We start from the raw sequence: 15085 nt of genomic DNA, 5'->3' as shown, positions 1-15085 counted from the left end.
CGGCGCGTCGTACCGGCCAAACGTCAATTGCAACTCCGCTCCGGATCGGCGGTCACTTCGGCAGCAGAGGCCAGGGTCACAAGAGCGATCTCACCCTCGTCGGTTTGAATCCCATCAAGGCGCCGGAGTGTTCCTGGAGTTCACCGCTTCTCGGAAATGACGGGGGGTCGTACCCGTTCGCTCCTTGAAAATCTCGTAGAAGCGACTGCTGGAACCAAACCCGCAGTCAAAACCGATCTGGAGCACAGGGTCCTCCGTGTCTGTCAGAAGCTGCATCGCCCGGGCAATCCGATGTCGGGTCAGGTATTCGTTGACTGATATTCCCAGAACCTTTCGGAAAGCGTTGTTGGCGGTGCTTGGATGCATGCCCGCAAGCTTCGCGAGATCGGGTACGCTAATCGGATCTGCGTAGCGGGAATTTATGAGATCGATCAGCAGCTCGACGTGGCGCACCGCGTGGCCAGCCAACGATGTCAGAGAGACATGGGTTGGCGAATTGTCGATTTCAGCATTGTCCAGGATCAGGCGCCGTATTCGCAATCGAACCTCCTCCACGACCAATTTCCGTCTTGCCGCACTGCCGAATTGCCATTCCTTTTCCCATCGTGGGAGTGTCAAAGCATCCATCGTTTCCTGATTTGCCTGCGCCAGAAACCTCCCCTGCATGATCGACTGCCTGGCCTTTCTGTCCACCGGCAGGCCAAGGAAATCGATAAGGGGAAGATAGAGGCATACGAGCGGCGCGTTGTCGGCAACAGCGATCGTCTGATGGGGAATTGCGGCCCAGAATAAAACCAGACGGCCGGCCTCAACCTGTTCCTGCCTTCCATTAAAAAGGTAGGTCATCTGGCCTGCCATGAGCAGGTTTAATTCAACGTGGTCGTGCCAATGCGGTGCCGCCATCGCATCGGCGATGTGGCGCTCGATCAGGAACTGCCCTCGGGATCCGATCCATTCGCCGCGGCTTTGGGTATGTTTCATGTGTCTGAGACTCGAATTCCGGAATTAATAGGCCGATGCCAGGAAGAAATTCCGACCCAGAAGGAGCAATAAGCAATCACAACCGATAGGGAGATTGCAATGCCGAAGATTTGCCTGGTAGGCGCTGGTAGCACCGTTTTTGCCCAGAACATTCTGGGAGACGTCCTGTCCTCGCAGAGAGGCGGCGACTACGTCATCAGCCTCTTTGATATCGATCCAGAGCGACTGATGACGTCAGAGATCGTCGCTCGCCGGATCTGCGAGTCGCTTAAGCTTTCAAGCGTCAGGATCGACGCCACGCTCGACCGGCGGGAAGCGCTGCGCGGGTCTGATTTCGTCATCCTGATGATGCAGGTCGGTGGCTACAAGCCGGCGACCGTCACGGACTTCGGTATTCCAAAAAAATATGGCTTGCGTCAGACGATCGCCGACACCCTTGGCATCGGCGGCATTTTCCGCGGTTTGCGGACGATACCAGTCCTTGAGGCGATCTGCCGAGACATGCAGGAGGTCTGCCCGCAGGCTCTTCTGATGCAGTACGTCAACCCGATGGCCATCAACTGCTGGGCGATCAAGGATCTGGCCCCGGAAATCCCGACCGTCGGCTTGTGTCATAGTGTGCAGCACACAGCCGGACATCTCGCGCAATGCCTCGGCGAGGACGTTGCCGACGTGAACTACGTTTCGGCTGGCATCAATCACGTCGCCTTCTTCCTAAAATATGAGAAAGTTCACAGCGACGGACGGCTGGAAGATCTCTATCCGAGACTGAACGCTCTCGCCGCCGATGGCCGCGTCCCGCCGGACGATCGGGTGCGGTTCGATGTGCTCAAACGGCTCGGCCACTTCGTCACCGAATCCAGCGAGCATTTCTCCGAGTATACCTCCTGGTACATCAAAGAGGGCCGCGGGGATCTGATCGATCAGCTCAATATCCCGTTGGACGAATACATCCGGCGCTGCGAAGTGCAGATCAAAGAGTGGCATGCCCTGCGGAAGGAACTGGAAGGCGACAAGCCGATCGAGGTGTGCCGCAGCAATGAATATGCGGCCGGCATCATTCATGCCGCGGTCACCGGCAACCCGGCGCTGATATACGGCAATGTCCCAAACAACGGCCTGATCGAGAATCTGCCCGATGAATGCATCGTGGAAGTGCCTTGCCATGTCGACAGAAACGGAATTCAGCCGGTCCGGGTCGGTCGGATCCCCTCTCAGCTTTCCGCCGTCATGAACTTGAGCGTTTCTGTTCAGCAGTTGACGGTCGAGGCGGCTCTTACAAAAAACCGCGAGCGCGTCTACCAGGCCGCTCTGCTCGATCCGCATACGTCTGCGGAATTGTCTCCAGACCAAATCTGGAACCTCGTCGACGACCTGATCGACGCGCACGGCGATTTGCTGCCGAGATATCAGTGAGATCCCGCGGATAAGCCAGCCACAAGCGGATGGCAGTTCATTCGTCATAGACGCGCCGTGAATTCACGGCGCGTCTTTTTCATTCCAGCCCCCATCCAATAAATCATAAAACGTCAGAAAACTGATTGACACTGATCATTTGAAATGAAAGCATGATCGAAATTGGGATCGGCCGTGAGGGAGATTTTCGTTGAGCCAGGCAGTTGGAGTGAAGGTCGATCGGCTGGATGCCATTCGCAGCCACCTCTACGCGAACGGCTTTTCGACCATTCAGGCGCTTGCCGATGCGATCGGAGCATCGCTTGCCACGGTTCGTAGAGACCTGCAGATCCTTGAGCAGGAGGGCGCCATTGATCGCGTGCATGGTGGAGCGCGCATTGCCGAAGGATCGTCGGTTGAGGTTGCATTTCAGGAGCGCGAAAAGCGCCATCTATCGGCCAAACGGGCGATTGCCACCGCGGCCTACGACCTGCTTCATCCGCGTACGGCAATCTTTCTCGACGCGGGAACCACCGTCCTGCAGCTTGCGCGCCTCGTTCGCATCAACCCCATGCCGCTGAGAATATTCACCAACGGCCTGACGGTAGCGCAGGAATTCTTGAATATTCCGAATTTGGAGGTGGTGCTTCTCGGCGGTCAGCTGCGTAGCGAGAATGCGTCGCTTGTCGGACCTCAGGCGGAGGCAATGCTGGAAACATTATGGTTCGACCAGCTCTTTCTTGGCGCCAGCGCCATTAGCGCCGACGGTGCGATCTACAGCGTGGACAGTGCGGAAGCGAGCCTCAACCGGCGCATGCTGGCTCGGTCGGCCAATCGTTTCGTCCTGGCCGATTCCTCGAAATTCGGAACCACGGCGACCTACAAGGTCGCGCCGCTGGACACTGCGAAAGTCATTACCGATTCCGGGCTTTCGCGACATTGGCGCGACGAGCTTGTCAACTTCGGCGTCGACGCAACGATCGCCGACTTGAGGGCGAAAGAGTGAGCGACGCGCTGATCCTCGGCATCGACGGTGGCGGAAGCAAGGTGCTGGTTGCCCTTACGGACAAGCGTGGCCGGATATTGCGGTGTTCCCGCGGCCACGGGGTCAACCCCATGGATAATCCCAATTGGCTCCAGGAGCTGGAGCGGCATCTCCTTCCCTTTCGCGATGAAGGAAATCTGGCGGCGGTCGCTGCAGCACTACCCGCTTACGGGGAGGTTGAGCGCCTGTCGGTTCAACAACGGGACGCGATCGAGCGCGCGTTCCCAAACGTCCACCGGCGCGTCCTCAACGACGTCGACGCGGCACACCTTGGTGCCTTTGCGGGCGAGCCGGGCATCCTCATTCTTTCGGGCACGGGTTCAATGGCATGGGCGCGCAACTCTGAAGACCAGTCAGCCCGCACCGGCGGGTGGGGAGATCTCATCGGCGATGAGGGCAGCAGCCATTGGATCGGCCGGAGGGCGCTCAACCTCGTCAGTCAAAGCATGGACGGGCGTGCTCCGGCAACGGCTCTCGCAACGGCCTTGTTTGACCACCTTCGCATCGACCCGAGCAATCCCATGAATGGCCTCGGCGATTGGGCCAGCTCCTTGGCGAACCCACGGGCAGACATTGCAGCAATTTCGGCCCTCGTCGATCAGGTCGCACTTGGCGGCGACAAAGGGGCGATCGCGTTGATCGAGCAGGCCGCCGATGAATTGGCGAAGCATCATGAGGCAATTGCCGGCCATTGTGATCCGGATGCCGACTGGACTTATGCCGGCGGTACTTTTTCGAGCCGGCTTCTTTTAGAGGCGCTTGAACGCCGAATTGGCAGGCCTCCGGCTTTGCCGAAACTTCCCCCCATTGGCGGCGCGCTCCTGGCTGCCGCCCAGCTTCTCGACTGGCCGTTAGACGACGGCTGGTTCGGGCAAATCGTGGCCACGGCCGAAGGCGGTGACCGCGCACCCCAGTGAATTGAGCTCAAGAATAATGAAGGATGGGAACATGCATAAATTGATCTTGCCTCTACTTGCATCAGCAGCTCTGGCAGTCGCCGTACCCGCTCTTGGCCAGGACGCAAAGCCGCTTGCCGGCCAATCGATCACAGTGCTCATGCCATCGCCGCAGGGACCGAATATCGCCTCTGACTTCGAGGCCGAAACCGGCATTCACGTCGACCTGCAGACCTTGTCCTGGGACGACATCCGCCCGAAGCTGGTGACGGCTTTGGTTGCCGGTACAGCGCCGGCTGATGTGACCGAGTTCGATTGGTCCTGGACCGGTCAGTTCAGCGCCGCTGGTTGGTATATGCCGCTTGACGATGTGATCGACGCCGACACCGTGAAAGATATCGGCGTTGCTAAGATCTTCACCGTCGACGGCAAGTTATTGGGAATTCCCTACACCAACGACTTCCGGGTGATGCTCGTCAACAAGAAGCATTTCGCGGATGCAGGCATCACCGAGATGCCGAAAACATTGGACGCCCTGGTCGCTGCAGCCAAGAAAATCAAGGAAAAGGGCATTGTCGAGTATCCGATCGGCCTGCCGGTTTCAGCAACCGAAGGCGCGTCAACAAGCTGGTACTTGCTGACCAAGGCCTTCGGTGGCGAACTCTTCGACAAGGACTTCAATCCGCTCTTCACCTCGCCGGATTCAGCTGGTTACAAGGCGCTTGCTTTCGAGCTGATGCTCCTCAAGGAAGGGCTGGTCGATCCGGCGTCTACCGGCCTGAAAGACAGCCAGATCAATGAGAGCATGTTCGGGCAGGGCATCACCAGCATCATGATCTCCGGTGAGCCCGGTCGTCTCGGCCAGATGAACGACCCGAAGCAGTCGAAAGTCGCGGGCCAGGTTGAAGCGATCCTCGTGCCGACGGCGAGTGGTGAAACGCGCAGTTTCGGCCTTCCAGAAGCGCTGGCTATTCCAAACGTCTCTCCCAACAAGGAGGCGGCGATCGCTTTCGTCAAATGGTTCACCAGCAAGGACTTCCAGAAGAAGAATGCCGTGAACGGCTTCCTGCCGACCCGCACGTCGGCGCTTTCCGAACTCAACGAGTCCGGAAAGCTGAACAGCGGCGACGCTCTCGTGGCACAGTCGAAGACCGTTGAGCCGCTCTTCCCGCAAGGCACGCCGCCTTGGTATCCGCAATTTTCCAGCGGCGTAAACACAGCGATCAATAGCGCTGCCAAGGGACAGATGAGCGTCGACCAGGCGATGGAGGCTATCGCTTCCGCCGCCAAGCAGGCGATGGCGCAATGACAGCTTTGGCGTCCGAAGGGGCCACGAGCAAGCGTGGGGTCGGCTTCAACGCCGACGCCACGCTCGGCTTGCTGTTGGTGTCGCCCATCGTTATCACGATGGTAGCTTTGGTCTTCTACCCGATGGGAAGAACCGTCTGGGACAGCCTGCACAGGGTCAACCCCATGCAGGCCGGCACTCCATTCGTCGGCCTAGAAAACTACAGCCGAATGCTATCGGATGGCCAGCTCGCGACGACCTGGAGCAACACGCTCACATACGTTGTTCTGGCCGTCGTCGCCGAAACCGTGTTCGGCGTTCTTGCCGCTGCTCTCATCAATCAGATCAAGGTCGGGCGGCAGTGGGTGCTCGCAGCAGTGATCTTGCCCTGGGCGCTGCCCGGCGTTGTAAATTCGGTCATTTGGCTTTGGATTTATCAACCCGGCGCGGGTCTGTTGAACGGCATTCTTTCGGCGCTCGGGCTCCCCTTCGAAAATCACGTCTGGTTCAACGATCGCACCAGCGCCATTGTCGCCGTAACAATCGTCCACGTCTGGCGCATGATGCCTTTGACGATCGTCATCGTCCTTGCCGCGATGCAGAGTATCCCTGCCCATCTCTATGAGGCTGCGCGGATCGATGGAGCCACGCGCGTTCAGATGTTCACATTGGTAACTCTTCCCCTGGTTCGCAGTGCGATCGCTGTCGCCATGACGAACGCAACCGTGAACGCTTTCAATCTCTTCGACGAGGCCTGGGTTCTGGCGGGAGCCAGTCTCGAGACCCGACCGGTGCTCGTCCAGATCTACCTCGAAACCTTCCAGAATCTCCGTTTCTCGTATGGCATGGCGCTATCGGTCGTGATCACTCTCGTGTCTTTGCTGATTTCGCTGGTCTACGTCCTTCGTGTCTACCGCAACACACGGTTCGACTGATGAAATCCACGACTGCCTATCGAATGATGATTTGGGCCGGCGTCGTCGTCCTGTTGATCTGGTCTTTAGGGCCGATCTACTGGACCATCGCGAGTTCGGTTACGCCAAGCGACGACTTTTCGACCCGACCCATCAACTTCTTCCCGCAGCACTTTACGCTGGATCACTACTCACGGCTGCTCGGCATCAATATTGCCCGGATCGGAGGTGTGGAGGTATTCAAACAGTTCCGGGCCGCGTTGCTCAATAGCGTGGTGACATCAATCGCCGCCACCCTGCTTTGCGTCGCGATATCCTCTCTTGGAGCGTACGCGTTCACCAGGCTTCAGTTTCCTGGCCGGAAAGTGCTTTTTATCGCCGTCGTCGCGACGCTGGCTATTCCCGCCTACGCAGTTTTGATCCCGCTCTATCAGATCATGATCAAGCTGCATCTCGTCGATACCTATGTGGGCGTCTCGCTGATCTATGTCTCGGCCTTCCTGCCCCTGTCGTTATGGCTGCTGCGGAGCGTGTTCGAAGCTCTTCCGATCGCACTGGAAGAGGCGGCGCAACTAGACGGAGCGGGCCGGCTCTACATCTTCTTCAATATCGTCCTGCCGCTGGCCGGACCGGGTCTGACGGCAGCGGCGATCCTCACCTTCCTTGGTGCCTGGGGACAGTATCTCGTGCCGCTCATTTTTTCGCCGCAGGCAACGAAGCCCCTAACGGTTCTGATCCCGGAATTCGTCACGAAGAACTTCATCGACTACGGGCTCATCACCGCGAGCGGCTCGATCGCCATCGTCATCCCCGCCCTCGTTGTCATTTTCCTCAACCGTTACCTCGTCAGCGGCCTGTTGGCTGGTTCAGTCAAATAATCGGAGACTTCATGAACACGACCGAAAAAGTTATTTTCGAGCAATTTCCCTACTGGGAGAAGGCGATCGGCTCGAATTCAGCTGCCGATAGGGCGGAGCTGCTCGTCTTCGTCGGCTGTGGCACGTCTTTCAATCTTGCACTTTCGCTGGCAGCCTATGCCAATATGGCCGGACGAAAGGCAATCGCGGTCCCCGGCGCCGAATGGCAAAACCGCCCCTCGGCGTTCTGGCCGGAGTGGCGCAACACGCACGTCGTCGCGCTTTCCCGGAGCGGCGAGACGACAGAGACGGTCGCCGCAGCAAAGGCAAGCCGGGCCGCCGGCGCCTTCGTGACGGCGATAACCGTCGAACCGGAAAGCTCTCTTGCGAAAAATTGCGATCGGATGGTCGCGGCAGAAACCCATCCGGACGAAGGTATCGTCATGACGGTATCGGCGAGCCTCATGGTCCTTCTCGGTTTGCAGATGATCGGGCAGAAGGTTCCTGTCTCTGTCGTGAATTCGGCCCGCCAGCTCGCGAGCGCTCTCGATGCCGCGCTGCCTGGAATTATCGCCGACCGATCGCACTTCGTCTTTCTCGGCGGCGGGCCCCTCTTCGGCGTCGCCCTGGAAGGAGCGCTCAAGCTGATGGAAATGAGCCAGATCATGACCCAGGCCTTCCACCCGCTGGAATACCGGCATGGGCCGATCAGCCTCGTTGACGGGAAGACGGTTGCGGTCATGCTGTATAGCTCCGACCAGAGGGAGGCGGAAATGAAACTGGTGGAAGAACTGAGAGAAAAAGGCGCGGTTGTTATCGGTGTAGGTGGTCCAGGCGATCTGGAACTCGCCGTTGATGTCGATCTTTCGCTTGCGGGTCTCGTTGTCCTTCCGGCGCTGCAGGTCCTCGGCGAACGGGCCGCGCAGACTCGGCAAATCGACACGGTCTCTCCCCGTCACCTGACGAAGGTTGTGACGCTCGCATGACGAGGATCGAAGAGAACCGGCAGATCGCGCTGCGAAAGCTTTTCGGCGTCCGAAACCTGCCTTTTCCCCATGGCGTCACTTCGGTCTGCTCGGCTCATCCGCTGGTCATTGAGGCAGCCCTTCGGCGTGCCGGCATGGAGCACCGGGCGGTCCTCATCGAAGCCACCTGCAATCAGGTCAATCAGGAGGGCGGCTATACCGCGATGACGCCGGTGGACTTTCGCCGGTTCATCGAGAACGTCGCCGCAGCGACTGATTTTCCAGCCGAACGCATCATCCTGGGAGGCGATCATCTCGGCCCCAACCCATGGAGGACGTTGGCGGCCGAGGAGGCAATGCTGCGCGCCGCGGCTATGGTGACGGCCTATGTCGAGGCAGGGTTCGAAAAGATTCACCTGGACACGTCGATGGGCTGTGCCGGTGAACCAGCGGCGCTCGATGACGAACTGACCGCGGCGCGGGCCGCTCGATTGGCAAAGGCCGCGGAAGAGGCCGCTCTTCGTTCAGGCCGCCGTCCGCCGGTCTATATCATCGGAACCGAGGTGCCGCCTCCAGGTGGCGCAACGCACGCACTCGAAGAAATCGAAATTACGCGGGCCGATGCGGCGATGAAAACCCTGGCGGTTCACCGGGCGTCGTTTGCCGAAGCAGGTTTGGCGTCGGCGATGGAGCGGGTCATTGGGATAGTGGTTCAGCCGGGTGTGGAGTTTGGCAACACGGACGTGGCGCTCTACAAGCCTGAACGGGCCGAGAGCCTCATTCGTTCGCTGGACGACATGCCGGGCTTGGTTTTCGAAGCACATTCCACCGACTACCAACCGGCCGAAGCCTTGTCTGCTCTCGTTGACAGCGGCTTTGCAATCCTCAAGGTCGGACCAGGGCTGACTTTCGCGCTGCGCGAAGCGCTGTACGGTCTCGATGCGATCGCTGATCTACTTGCAGGGAAGACGCCACGAACAGGACTGGTGACGACCATGGAAAAAATCATGGTTGAGCAACCGGCAAGCTGGGCGGGCCACTATGGCGGCAGTCCCGATGAGCAGCGACTGCAGCGGCATTTCAGCTATAGTGATCGAATTCGCTATTACTGGCCGGATCCTCGAGCATCCGCCGCAGTCGGCGAATTGTTCAGCCGGCTTCCTGATGAAATTCCCGAAACTCTGATCAGCCAATATCTCGGCCGACTATATTCTAACGTGGTCTCAAAGCGGGTCGCTCCGAAGGCCCGCGAGCTCTGCCTTGCTGCGGTCGACGCGGCATTGGCGCCTTATTCAGCCGCCACGGCAAGCCGATGAGCAATCGACAGCCGTATCAGACGAGCGGCTGCGTCCCGAGGATATCAATATTCAGCCGGAGAAAGTTATGGCGTCAGTAAGTGTGGCGAATGCCCGCAAGAGCTACGGTCACTTCGAAGTTCTGCATGGTGTGGATATTGATATCCAAGACGGCGAATTCGTTATCCTGGTCGGTCCTTCCGGGTGCGGGAAGTCGACATTGTTGCGGATGATCGCCGGCCTCGAAGAGATTTCGGCTGGTCGGATTTCGATCGGCAGCAAGGTCGTAAACAATGTCGCGCCAAAAGAACGCGATATCGCAATGGTTTTCCAGTCCTATGCGCTCTACCCCCACCTGACAGTCGAGGCGAATATGGGTTTTTCGCTGAAGCTGGCCAAAGCACCCAAAGCACAGACCAGGCAGCGTGTTCGGGAGGCCGCTGAAATTCTCGGGCTCGAACATCTGCTCGAAAGATATCCGAGAAACCTGTCGGGTGGCCAACGCCAACGTGTGGCGATGGGCCGTGCCATCGTTAGAAATCCGCAGGTCTTCCTGTTTGACGAACCATTGTCAAACCTGGACGCGAAGCTGCGTGTCCAGATGCGTTCCGAAATCAAGCAACTGCATCAGCGACTGAAGACAACGACCATTTACGTCACCCACGATCAGATCGAGGCCATGACGATGGCCGATCGGATTGTTGTGATGCGGGACGGCTTCGTCGAGCAGATAGGCTCGCCGCTGGATCTCTACGACCGGCCGGCAAACCTTTTCGTGGCGGGCTTCATCGGTTCGCCGGCGATGAACCTTATTCGAGGGCAGGTCAGCACCTCGGGACCGCTGGAGTTGATTGCGGACGGCGGAGGTAGATTGCCATTGCCCGAAGCAGCGTCATTGGAACGCGGCGCGCAGATTATCTACGGCATTCGCCCTGAGCATCTCACAATCGGACAAGGTCCTGCTACAGCTGAGGTCGTCCTCGTTGAGCCTACTGGTGCTGAGATCCAGATAACCACGAAGTTTGGCGCCGATCACCTCGTTGCGACGGTAAGAGAACGCCTTGATCTGCGCGCCGGCGACCAGATCGTCATTGCCCCAGATCTCAGCAAACTGCATCTGTTCGACGCAAAAACCGAAAAGCGGTTGAGGTCCGTCTAACGTGATGATTTTTCCGGACCGGCGGAACGCAACATCCCGACGGTTCGCGGCAGGTCAGCGTCCAAGGCTACCAGCGGCGGCGATGATCTCCGCCGCGGTCGGGAAGATCGAGAGGCTGTTCGGTCCGTCGAGCGCCTCGATTTGGGTCCAGCCGATGGTGCCGTTCGCATTGACCAGGAAGTGCCCGACGAGCTGGGTAGCGTGGTTCGCGAAGATCGCATTGTCGGCTTCGTCAAGCTCGAAGCCGTCCTTGGCGTTGAGTATCGTGTTGGCTTCCATCGGGTGCAGCGGTTCCGGCAGCTCGCCCGTGGGGTTGATGCGTGCCGCCTGGAACTGCGCCATCGTTGCGCCATAGGGCCATTCGGGCTGCTCGCAGCTCCCTTCGGGCAGGAACTCGCCATGCGGCACACCGTAGGCTCGATGCGTGCGGCAGTCCGGGTCACACAGAAGCGTTATTGGCGTCGGCCGGTGGCGGAAATACAGCCGGGCACGTTCCACCGGCGTGTTGATAACGGCCACGGTCTCCACCCCGGCAGCGCGCAGGGTCGGCTGTACGCCGGCAAGCTGTTCTAACTGGCGCCGGCAGAACGGGCAGTGCAGCCCGCGAAAGAAACCGATTACGAACGGGCGACCGCTCAAGTCGGCGAAAGAGACGGTTCCGTCGAAGTTGGCCGTGGCTAGTGCGAAGGCTGGGGCAGTTTCTCCTGGTTGCAGCGGGCGTTTCTGGTCTCCCATGGAATAATTCCTTTGTCGCATCGTCCAGGTGGACGACCGAAATTTAACTATATCACGTGTCGCAAGAAGGCCCAGCGTTCGATGCTGAGATCGCCGAATGTGGTTCGGCATGGCATTTGCCGCTCCGACCGGCGTCGAAGTTGACCCTTTCATTGCACCGCCTGACGTCGTCGAGAGCTTGCCGGTATCGATCGCCGTTCCTATCTTATTTAGAACAGACTAATGGAGCAACGAGATGGCGGAGCTTGTGGCCGACACTCTATTCGACACGACGATCGAGATCATTCCTCCGGAAGACACAACAGAACAACCGGACTATGCTGCTTGCCTTTGCTGCAAGCGCCGGCGTCGGTGGATGGACGATGACGGCTGCGGCATCTGTGAGGAATGCCTGGCCTCGTGATCGACGCAAGAAGGGCACAAGGCGATGGTAGTCCGTAGCGCCGGACTTCTGATATACCGGCACGTTTCCGGGGACATCGAAGTCCTTCTCGTCCATCCGGGCGGTCCTTTCTGGGCTGGGAAAGACGAGGCTGCGTGGTCGATCCCGAAGGGGCTGGTCGAGCCTGGAGAAGACGAGCTCGCGGCGGCAATAAGGGAGACTGCCGAAGAGCTGGGTGTAGCAGTCGATGGCAGGTTCACACCGTTGGGCGAATACCGACAACCTGGCGGAAAGATAGTTATCGCGTGGTCGATCGAAGCCGATCCGGTACTGGACGTGAATGCGATACAGAGTTCCGAATTTCAAATGGAATGGCCGCCACGGTCAGGCCGGGTAAAGAGTTTTCCGGAGGTTGATCGCGCGGGCTGGTTTTCCCTGCCCGACGCAGCCGTAAAGCTCTTGAAAGGGCAGCGACCAATGCTTACCGGCCTCCTACGGCCCGAAGTTGTTGATTAAGCCGTCCCATCTGGCTGCACTATGCGTCAGATGCGCGGCAGCCATGAGTTGCTTCTGAAGACAACCATCCTATCTGACAGTCACCGCCATGTGACTGAAATCGAGAAATTGGAGCTGCGATCCGCCTTGGGCACGCGCGAGGAGACAATCATGAACGGCATTTCCAAAACCCTGAACGACATGACGCTTGTCGAACGCTCGAGCCTGCTCGACACCGTCGCCGACGCCTTGGAAGCAACGGCCGAGGAGGCAGAAGGTGAGGGCGACGCCCGCTTCGTCGCCAACTCCATCTGCGTCGCGAATACGATTCGCGGACTATCCGGCGATCTCACGCCGCGCGATCTGCAGGCGGCCGAGTTGCTCCTTGAGCAGGGCATCATGCTCGTCCACCAATTCTCCAACCGGGCGAAAACGAACGGAGTGCTCCACTAGCCGAGGGCGAGGGCGGCCCTGTCAGCAATGCGCTCTGTCAGTGTGGACGGCGGCCGATGGATTGAGGTAAAGCCGTTAATCCGCGCCGGAGATAATGGATGCTGCCGGCCCCTGGCAAGAACGAGCGGTCTCAGCCGCGGCAAACCGTTGGGAGGCCCGGAGATTAGCAGACACGCCAGGAAGGCTTTATTTCCAATGGATTGCCGGTTCAACGCGCAGCTGTATCGAATGGCCGATATAGCGGGGTTCACCTTGGTTTGGTCAGGAGAAGCGTGATGCAGCCTGGTCGCACAGGCCTTGCCGTCTGCTTGATGGTGGCTGCCTCCATTTTAAATAGTTTCGACGCAGTCATTGTGCGTTTGCTGGCCGGCGAGGTGCATCCATTGATGATCGGCTTTTTCCGGTCGTTTTTCGGACTTCTTGTCGTCACGCCCTGGATCGTGTCGCGGGTCGACCTGAAATCCTCTCCCTATCGTGTTCTGCATGTCGTGCGTGCGGCTTTGAAGCTTGCCTCACTGGTTGCTTTGTTCGTCGCCTTTGCGCACGCGCCACTCGCCGATGCCACGGCGATCAATTTCACCATGCCGATGTTTCTCGTTCTCGGTGCGTGGCTGGTGCTCAAGGAACATGTCGGCATCTCCAGCGTGGTGGGAATTGTCGCAGGTTTTATCGGCGTCATGATCATCATTCGCCCTGGAGCGTCCGGTTTCGACCAATGGCTGCTTTTTGCGCTGGCAGGAGCGGTCTTGACGGCGGCCAGCCAATTGATGCTGCGGCGGATGGCATTGAGGGATAGTGCCGACCGGCTGGTTGCATGGAATCTGATAGCGACGGTACCGCTTGGCCTGATCGTCATGCTGCCGGTCTGGTCGATGCCGACTTGGAGCCAACTCGGACTGCTTGCCCTCCAAGGGGCACTCGGCGCACTCAACATGACGCTGATCACGCGCGCCTTCAGTATGGCGACCGCAAGCGTTCTGGCACCGCTCGACTTTCTCCGACTGCCCGTCGTGGCCCTTATGGCCTTCTCATTTTTCGCGGAAGTTCCGGCCGTACAGACGTGGATCGGCGCGGCTGTGATCTTCGGCGCGGCCATTATTGGAACCCGCGGCATGACATGGCGGCGCAAGCCGCCGCGATAAGCCCCGATCATTTTTGGGGTTCACAAAAATTCTAGATGCACTAATATTTCAGTTACAGCGACTGGTCGTCGAGCCGTGCCTGTTGCCGGAGGGGTATCACAGGTAGCACAAACGAAGACGAAAAACCGGAATCACGACCCCATGGGGTTCACTCGGGAGGAGTGGCATGAAGAGTTTCATCGGCAAACGCGCGATCGCCAGTGGCGTATCGCTCGTGGTGCTTATCGTCATCGTGTTCTTCCTGTCCCGGCTGACGGGCGATCCGACCGACCTCTATCTGCCGATCGATGCGACCACCGAAATGCGCCAGCAATTCCGTGAGATGAACGGTTTCAACGATCCGTTGATCATCCAGTTCGGCCGTTATGTCTCGGATCTTGCCCAGGGCAATTTCGGTCAGTCACTGCGGCAGGCCCGTCCGGCCATGAATGTCGTGCTGGAGGCCTTCGTCTGGACCTTCTGGCTGGCTGCCATCACCATGGCGCTGGTCACGGTCGCCGCGATCGTCATCGGTTCTCTGGCGGCGTTTCGCGTCGGCGGCGTCTTCGACCGTCTTGCCACTTTCTTCTCGCTGATCGGTGCTGCGGCGCCGGATTTCTGGCTGGCCATCGTCGCGATCGTCATTTTCGCCGTTAAACTGCATGTCCTGCCGACATCGGGAACGGGAACTTTCTGGCACTGGGTCCTGCCGGTCAGCGTGCTGTTCATCCGGCCTTTCGGCCTGATCCTGCAGGTGGTCCGCGGCTCGATGATCAGCGTTCTGTCTTCCGCCTATGTGAAGACGGCCCGCGCCAAGGGGGTCCGCTCGAACTCAATCATCTTCATTCACGGACTGCGCAACGCCATGCTGCCGGTGATCACAGTCATCGGCGACCAGGCGGCCGCCATCTTGAACGGTGCCGTCGTCGTCGAGACGGTGTTTGGCTTTCCGGGCATCGGCAAGCTGATGATCGATTCCATCCTGCTTCGCGATTTTGCCGTCGTGCTGGCCGTCATCATGGTCTCGGCGCTGGCGATCTTCATCATGAACCTGTTGATCGACCTCGCTTATGCGCTGCTCGATCCGCGTATCCGGTATTGAGC

16 protein-coding genes are annotated in these 15085 nt (G+C 58.9%); 14 read left to right on the top strand and 2 right to left on the bottom strand.

The features are described from left to right. Nucleotides 1–114: 114 nt before the first annotated feature. Nucleotides 115–981, bottom strand: a complete 867-nt coding sequence (locus CUJ84_RS25045) for a helix-turn-helix domain-containing protein (protein WP_105008416.1) — start codon at nt 979–981, stop codon at nt 115–117. Nucleotides 982–1080: 99 nt separating this feature from the next. Between CUJ84_RS25045 and CUJ84_RS25040 the strand changes: the two genes are divergently transcribed. From CUJ84_RS25040 to CUJ84_RS25000, 9 genes are all read left to right on the top strand, one after another. Beyond that, complete coding sequence (locus tag CUJ84_RS25040) at nt 1081–2397, top strand: alpha-glucosidase/alpha-galactosidase (protein WP_105008415.1); 1317 nt, start codon at nt 1081–1083, stop codon at nt 2395–2397. A 190-nt stretch (nt 2398–2587) separates the two neighbouring features. Further along, a complete protein-coding gene (locus CUJ84_RS25035; RefSeq protein ID WP_105008414.1) occupies nt 2588–3382 on the top strand; it encodes a DeoR/GlpR family DNA-binding transcription regulator in 795 nt (264 codons plus the stop codon). Continuing rightward, entirely contained in the window at nt 3379–4338 is a 960-nt protein-coding gene (locus CUJ84_RS25030) for an N-acetylglucosamine kinase (RefSeq protein WP_105008413.1), read from the top strand. The genes CUJ84_RS25035 and CUJ84_RS25030 overlap by 4 nt, the downstream gene beginning before the upstream one ends. A 31-nt stretch (nt 4339–4369) precedes the next feature. Next, on the top strand, nt 4370–5626 hold the full coding sequence (locus CUJ84_RS25025) for an ABC transporter substrate-binding protein (protein ID WP_105008412.1): 1257 nt from the start codon (nt 4370–4372) through the stop codon (nt 5624–5626). Continuing rightward, complete coding sequence (locus tag CUJ84_RS25020) at nt 5623–6540, top strand: carbohydrate ABC transporter permease (RefSeq protein ID WP_105008411.1); 918 nt, start codon at nt 5623–5625, stop codon at nt 6538–6540. The genes CUJ84_RS25025 and CUJ84_RS25020 overlap by 4 nt, the downstream gene beginning before the upstream one ends. A 23-nt stretch (nt 6541–6563) precedes the next feature. Next, the gene (locus CUJ84_RS25015) at nt 6564–7397 is read left to right on the top strand and encodes a carbohydrate ABC transporter permease (RefSeq protein ID WP_024321462.1); all 834 of its coding nucleotides are present in this window, start codon (nt 6564–6566) and stop codon (nt 7395–7397) included. An 11-nt stretch (nt 7398–7408) separates the two neighbouring features. After that, nucleotides 7409–8362 carry an SIS domain-containing protein gene (locus CUJ84_RS25010; RefSeq protein ID WP_105008409.1) on the top strand — a complete coding sequence of 318 codons (954 nt, stop codon included), beginning with the start codon at nt 7409–7411 and terminating at the stop codon, nt 8360–8362. Continuing rightward, nucleotides 8359–9657: a D-tagatose-bisphosphate aldolase, class II, non-catalytic subunit gene (locus tag CUJ84_RS25005; RefSeq protein WP_105008408.1), complete on the top strand. Its 1299-nt coding sequence runs from the start codon at nt 8359–8361 to the stop codon at nt 9655–9657. The genes CUJ84_RS25010 and CUJ84_RS25005 overlap by 4 nt, the downstream gene beginning before the upstream one ends. Nucleotides 9658–9724: 67 nt before the next feature. Further along, nucleotides 9725–10795 carry an ABC transporter ATP-binding protein gene (locus CUJ84_RS25000; protein ID WP_105008407.1) on the top strand — a complete coding sequence of 357 codons (1071 nt, stop codon included), beginning with the start codon at nt 9725–9727 and terminating at the stop codon, nt 10793–10795. A 54-nt stretch (nt 10796–10849) separates the two neighbouring features. On the opposite strand, the gene CUJ84_RS24995 is transcribed toward CUJ84_RS25000, so the two are convergent. Further along, nucleotides 10850–11530 carry a redoxin domain-containing protein gene (locus CUJ84_RS24995; RefSeq protein WP_105008406.1) on the bottom strand — a complete coding sequence of 227 codons (681 nt, stop codon included), beginning with the start codon at nt 11528–11530 and terminating at the stop codon, nt 10850–10852. A 235-nt stretch (nt 11531–11765) separates the two neighbouring features. Between CUJ84_RS24995 and CUJ84_RS38405 the strand changes: the two genes are divergently transcribed. The 5 genes from CUJ84_RS38405 (at nt 11766) to CUJ84_RS24970 (ending at nt 15083) form a co-directional block, all read left to right on the top strand. Continuing rightward, on the top strand, nt 11766–11933 hold the full coding sequence (locus CUJ84_RS38405) for a hypothetical protein (RefSeq protein ID WP_199788848.1): 168 nt from the start codon (nt 11766–11768) through the stop codon (nt 11931–11933). A gap of 24 nt (nt 11934–11957) precedes the next feature. After that, complete coding sequence (locus tag CUJ84_RS24990; RefSeq protein ID WP_105008405.1) at nt 11958–12428, top strand: NUDIX domain-containing protein; 471 nt, start codon at nt 11958–11960, stop codon at nt 12426–12428. A 150-nt stretch (nt 12429–12578) separates the two neighbouring features. Further along, entirely contained in the window at nt 12579–12860 is a 282-nt protein-coding gene (locus CUJ84_RS24985; RefSeq protein ID WP_024321456.1) for a hypothetical protein, read from the top strand. A 275-nt stretch (nt 12861–13135) separates the two neighbouring features. Then, on the top strand, nt 13136–14002 hold the full coding sequence (locus CUJ84_RS24975; RefSeq protein ID WP_017996179.1) for a DMT family transporter: 867 nt from the start codon (nt 13136–13138) through the stop codon (nt 14000–14002). Between the two features lie 166 nt (nt 14003–14168). Continuing rightward, nucleotides 14169–15083: an ABC transporter permease gene (locus CUJ84_RS24970; RefSeq protein WP_105008403.1), complete on the top strand. Its 915-nt coding sequence runs from the start codon at nt 14169–14171 to the stop codon at nt 15081–15083. The last annotated feature ends 2 nt before the right edge of the window (nt 15084–15085 follow it).

Origin of the sequence: Rhizobium leguminosarum (assembly GCF_002953715.1) — a bacterium.
GTDB classification, from domain to species: Bacteria; Pseudomonadota; Alphaproteobacteria; order Rhizobiales; family Rhizobiaceae; genus Rhizobium; species Rhizobium leguminosarum_V.
Note: the sequence above shows the minus strand (reverse complement) of the source record. Positions and strands in the feature narration are given on the sequence as shown.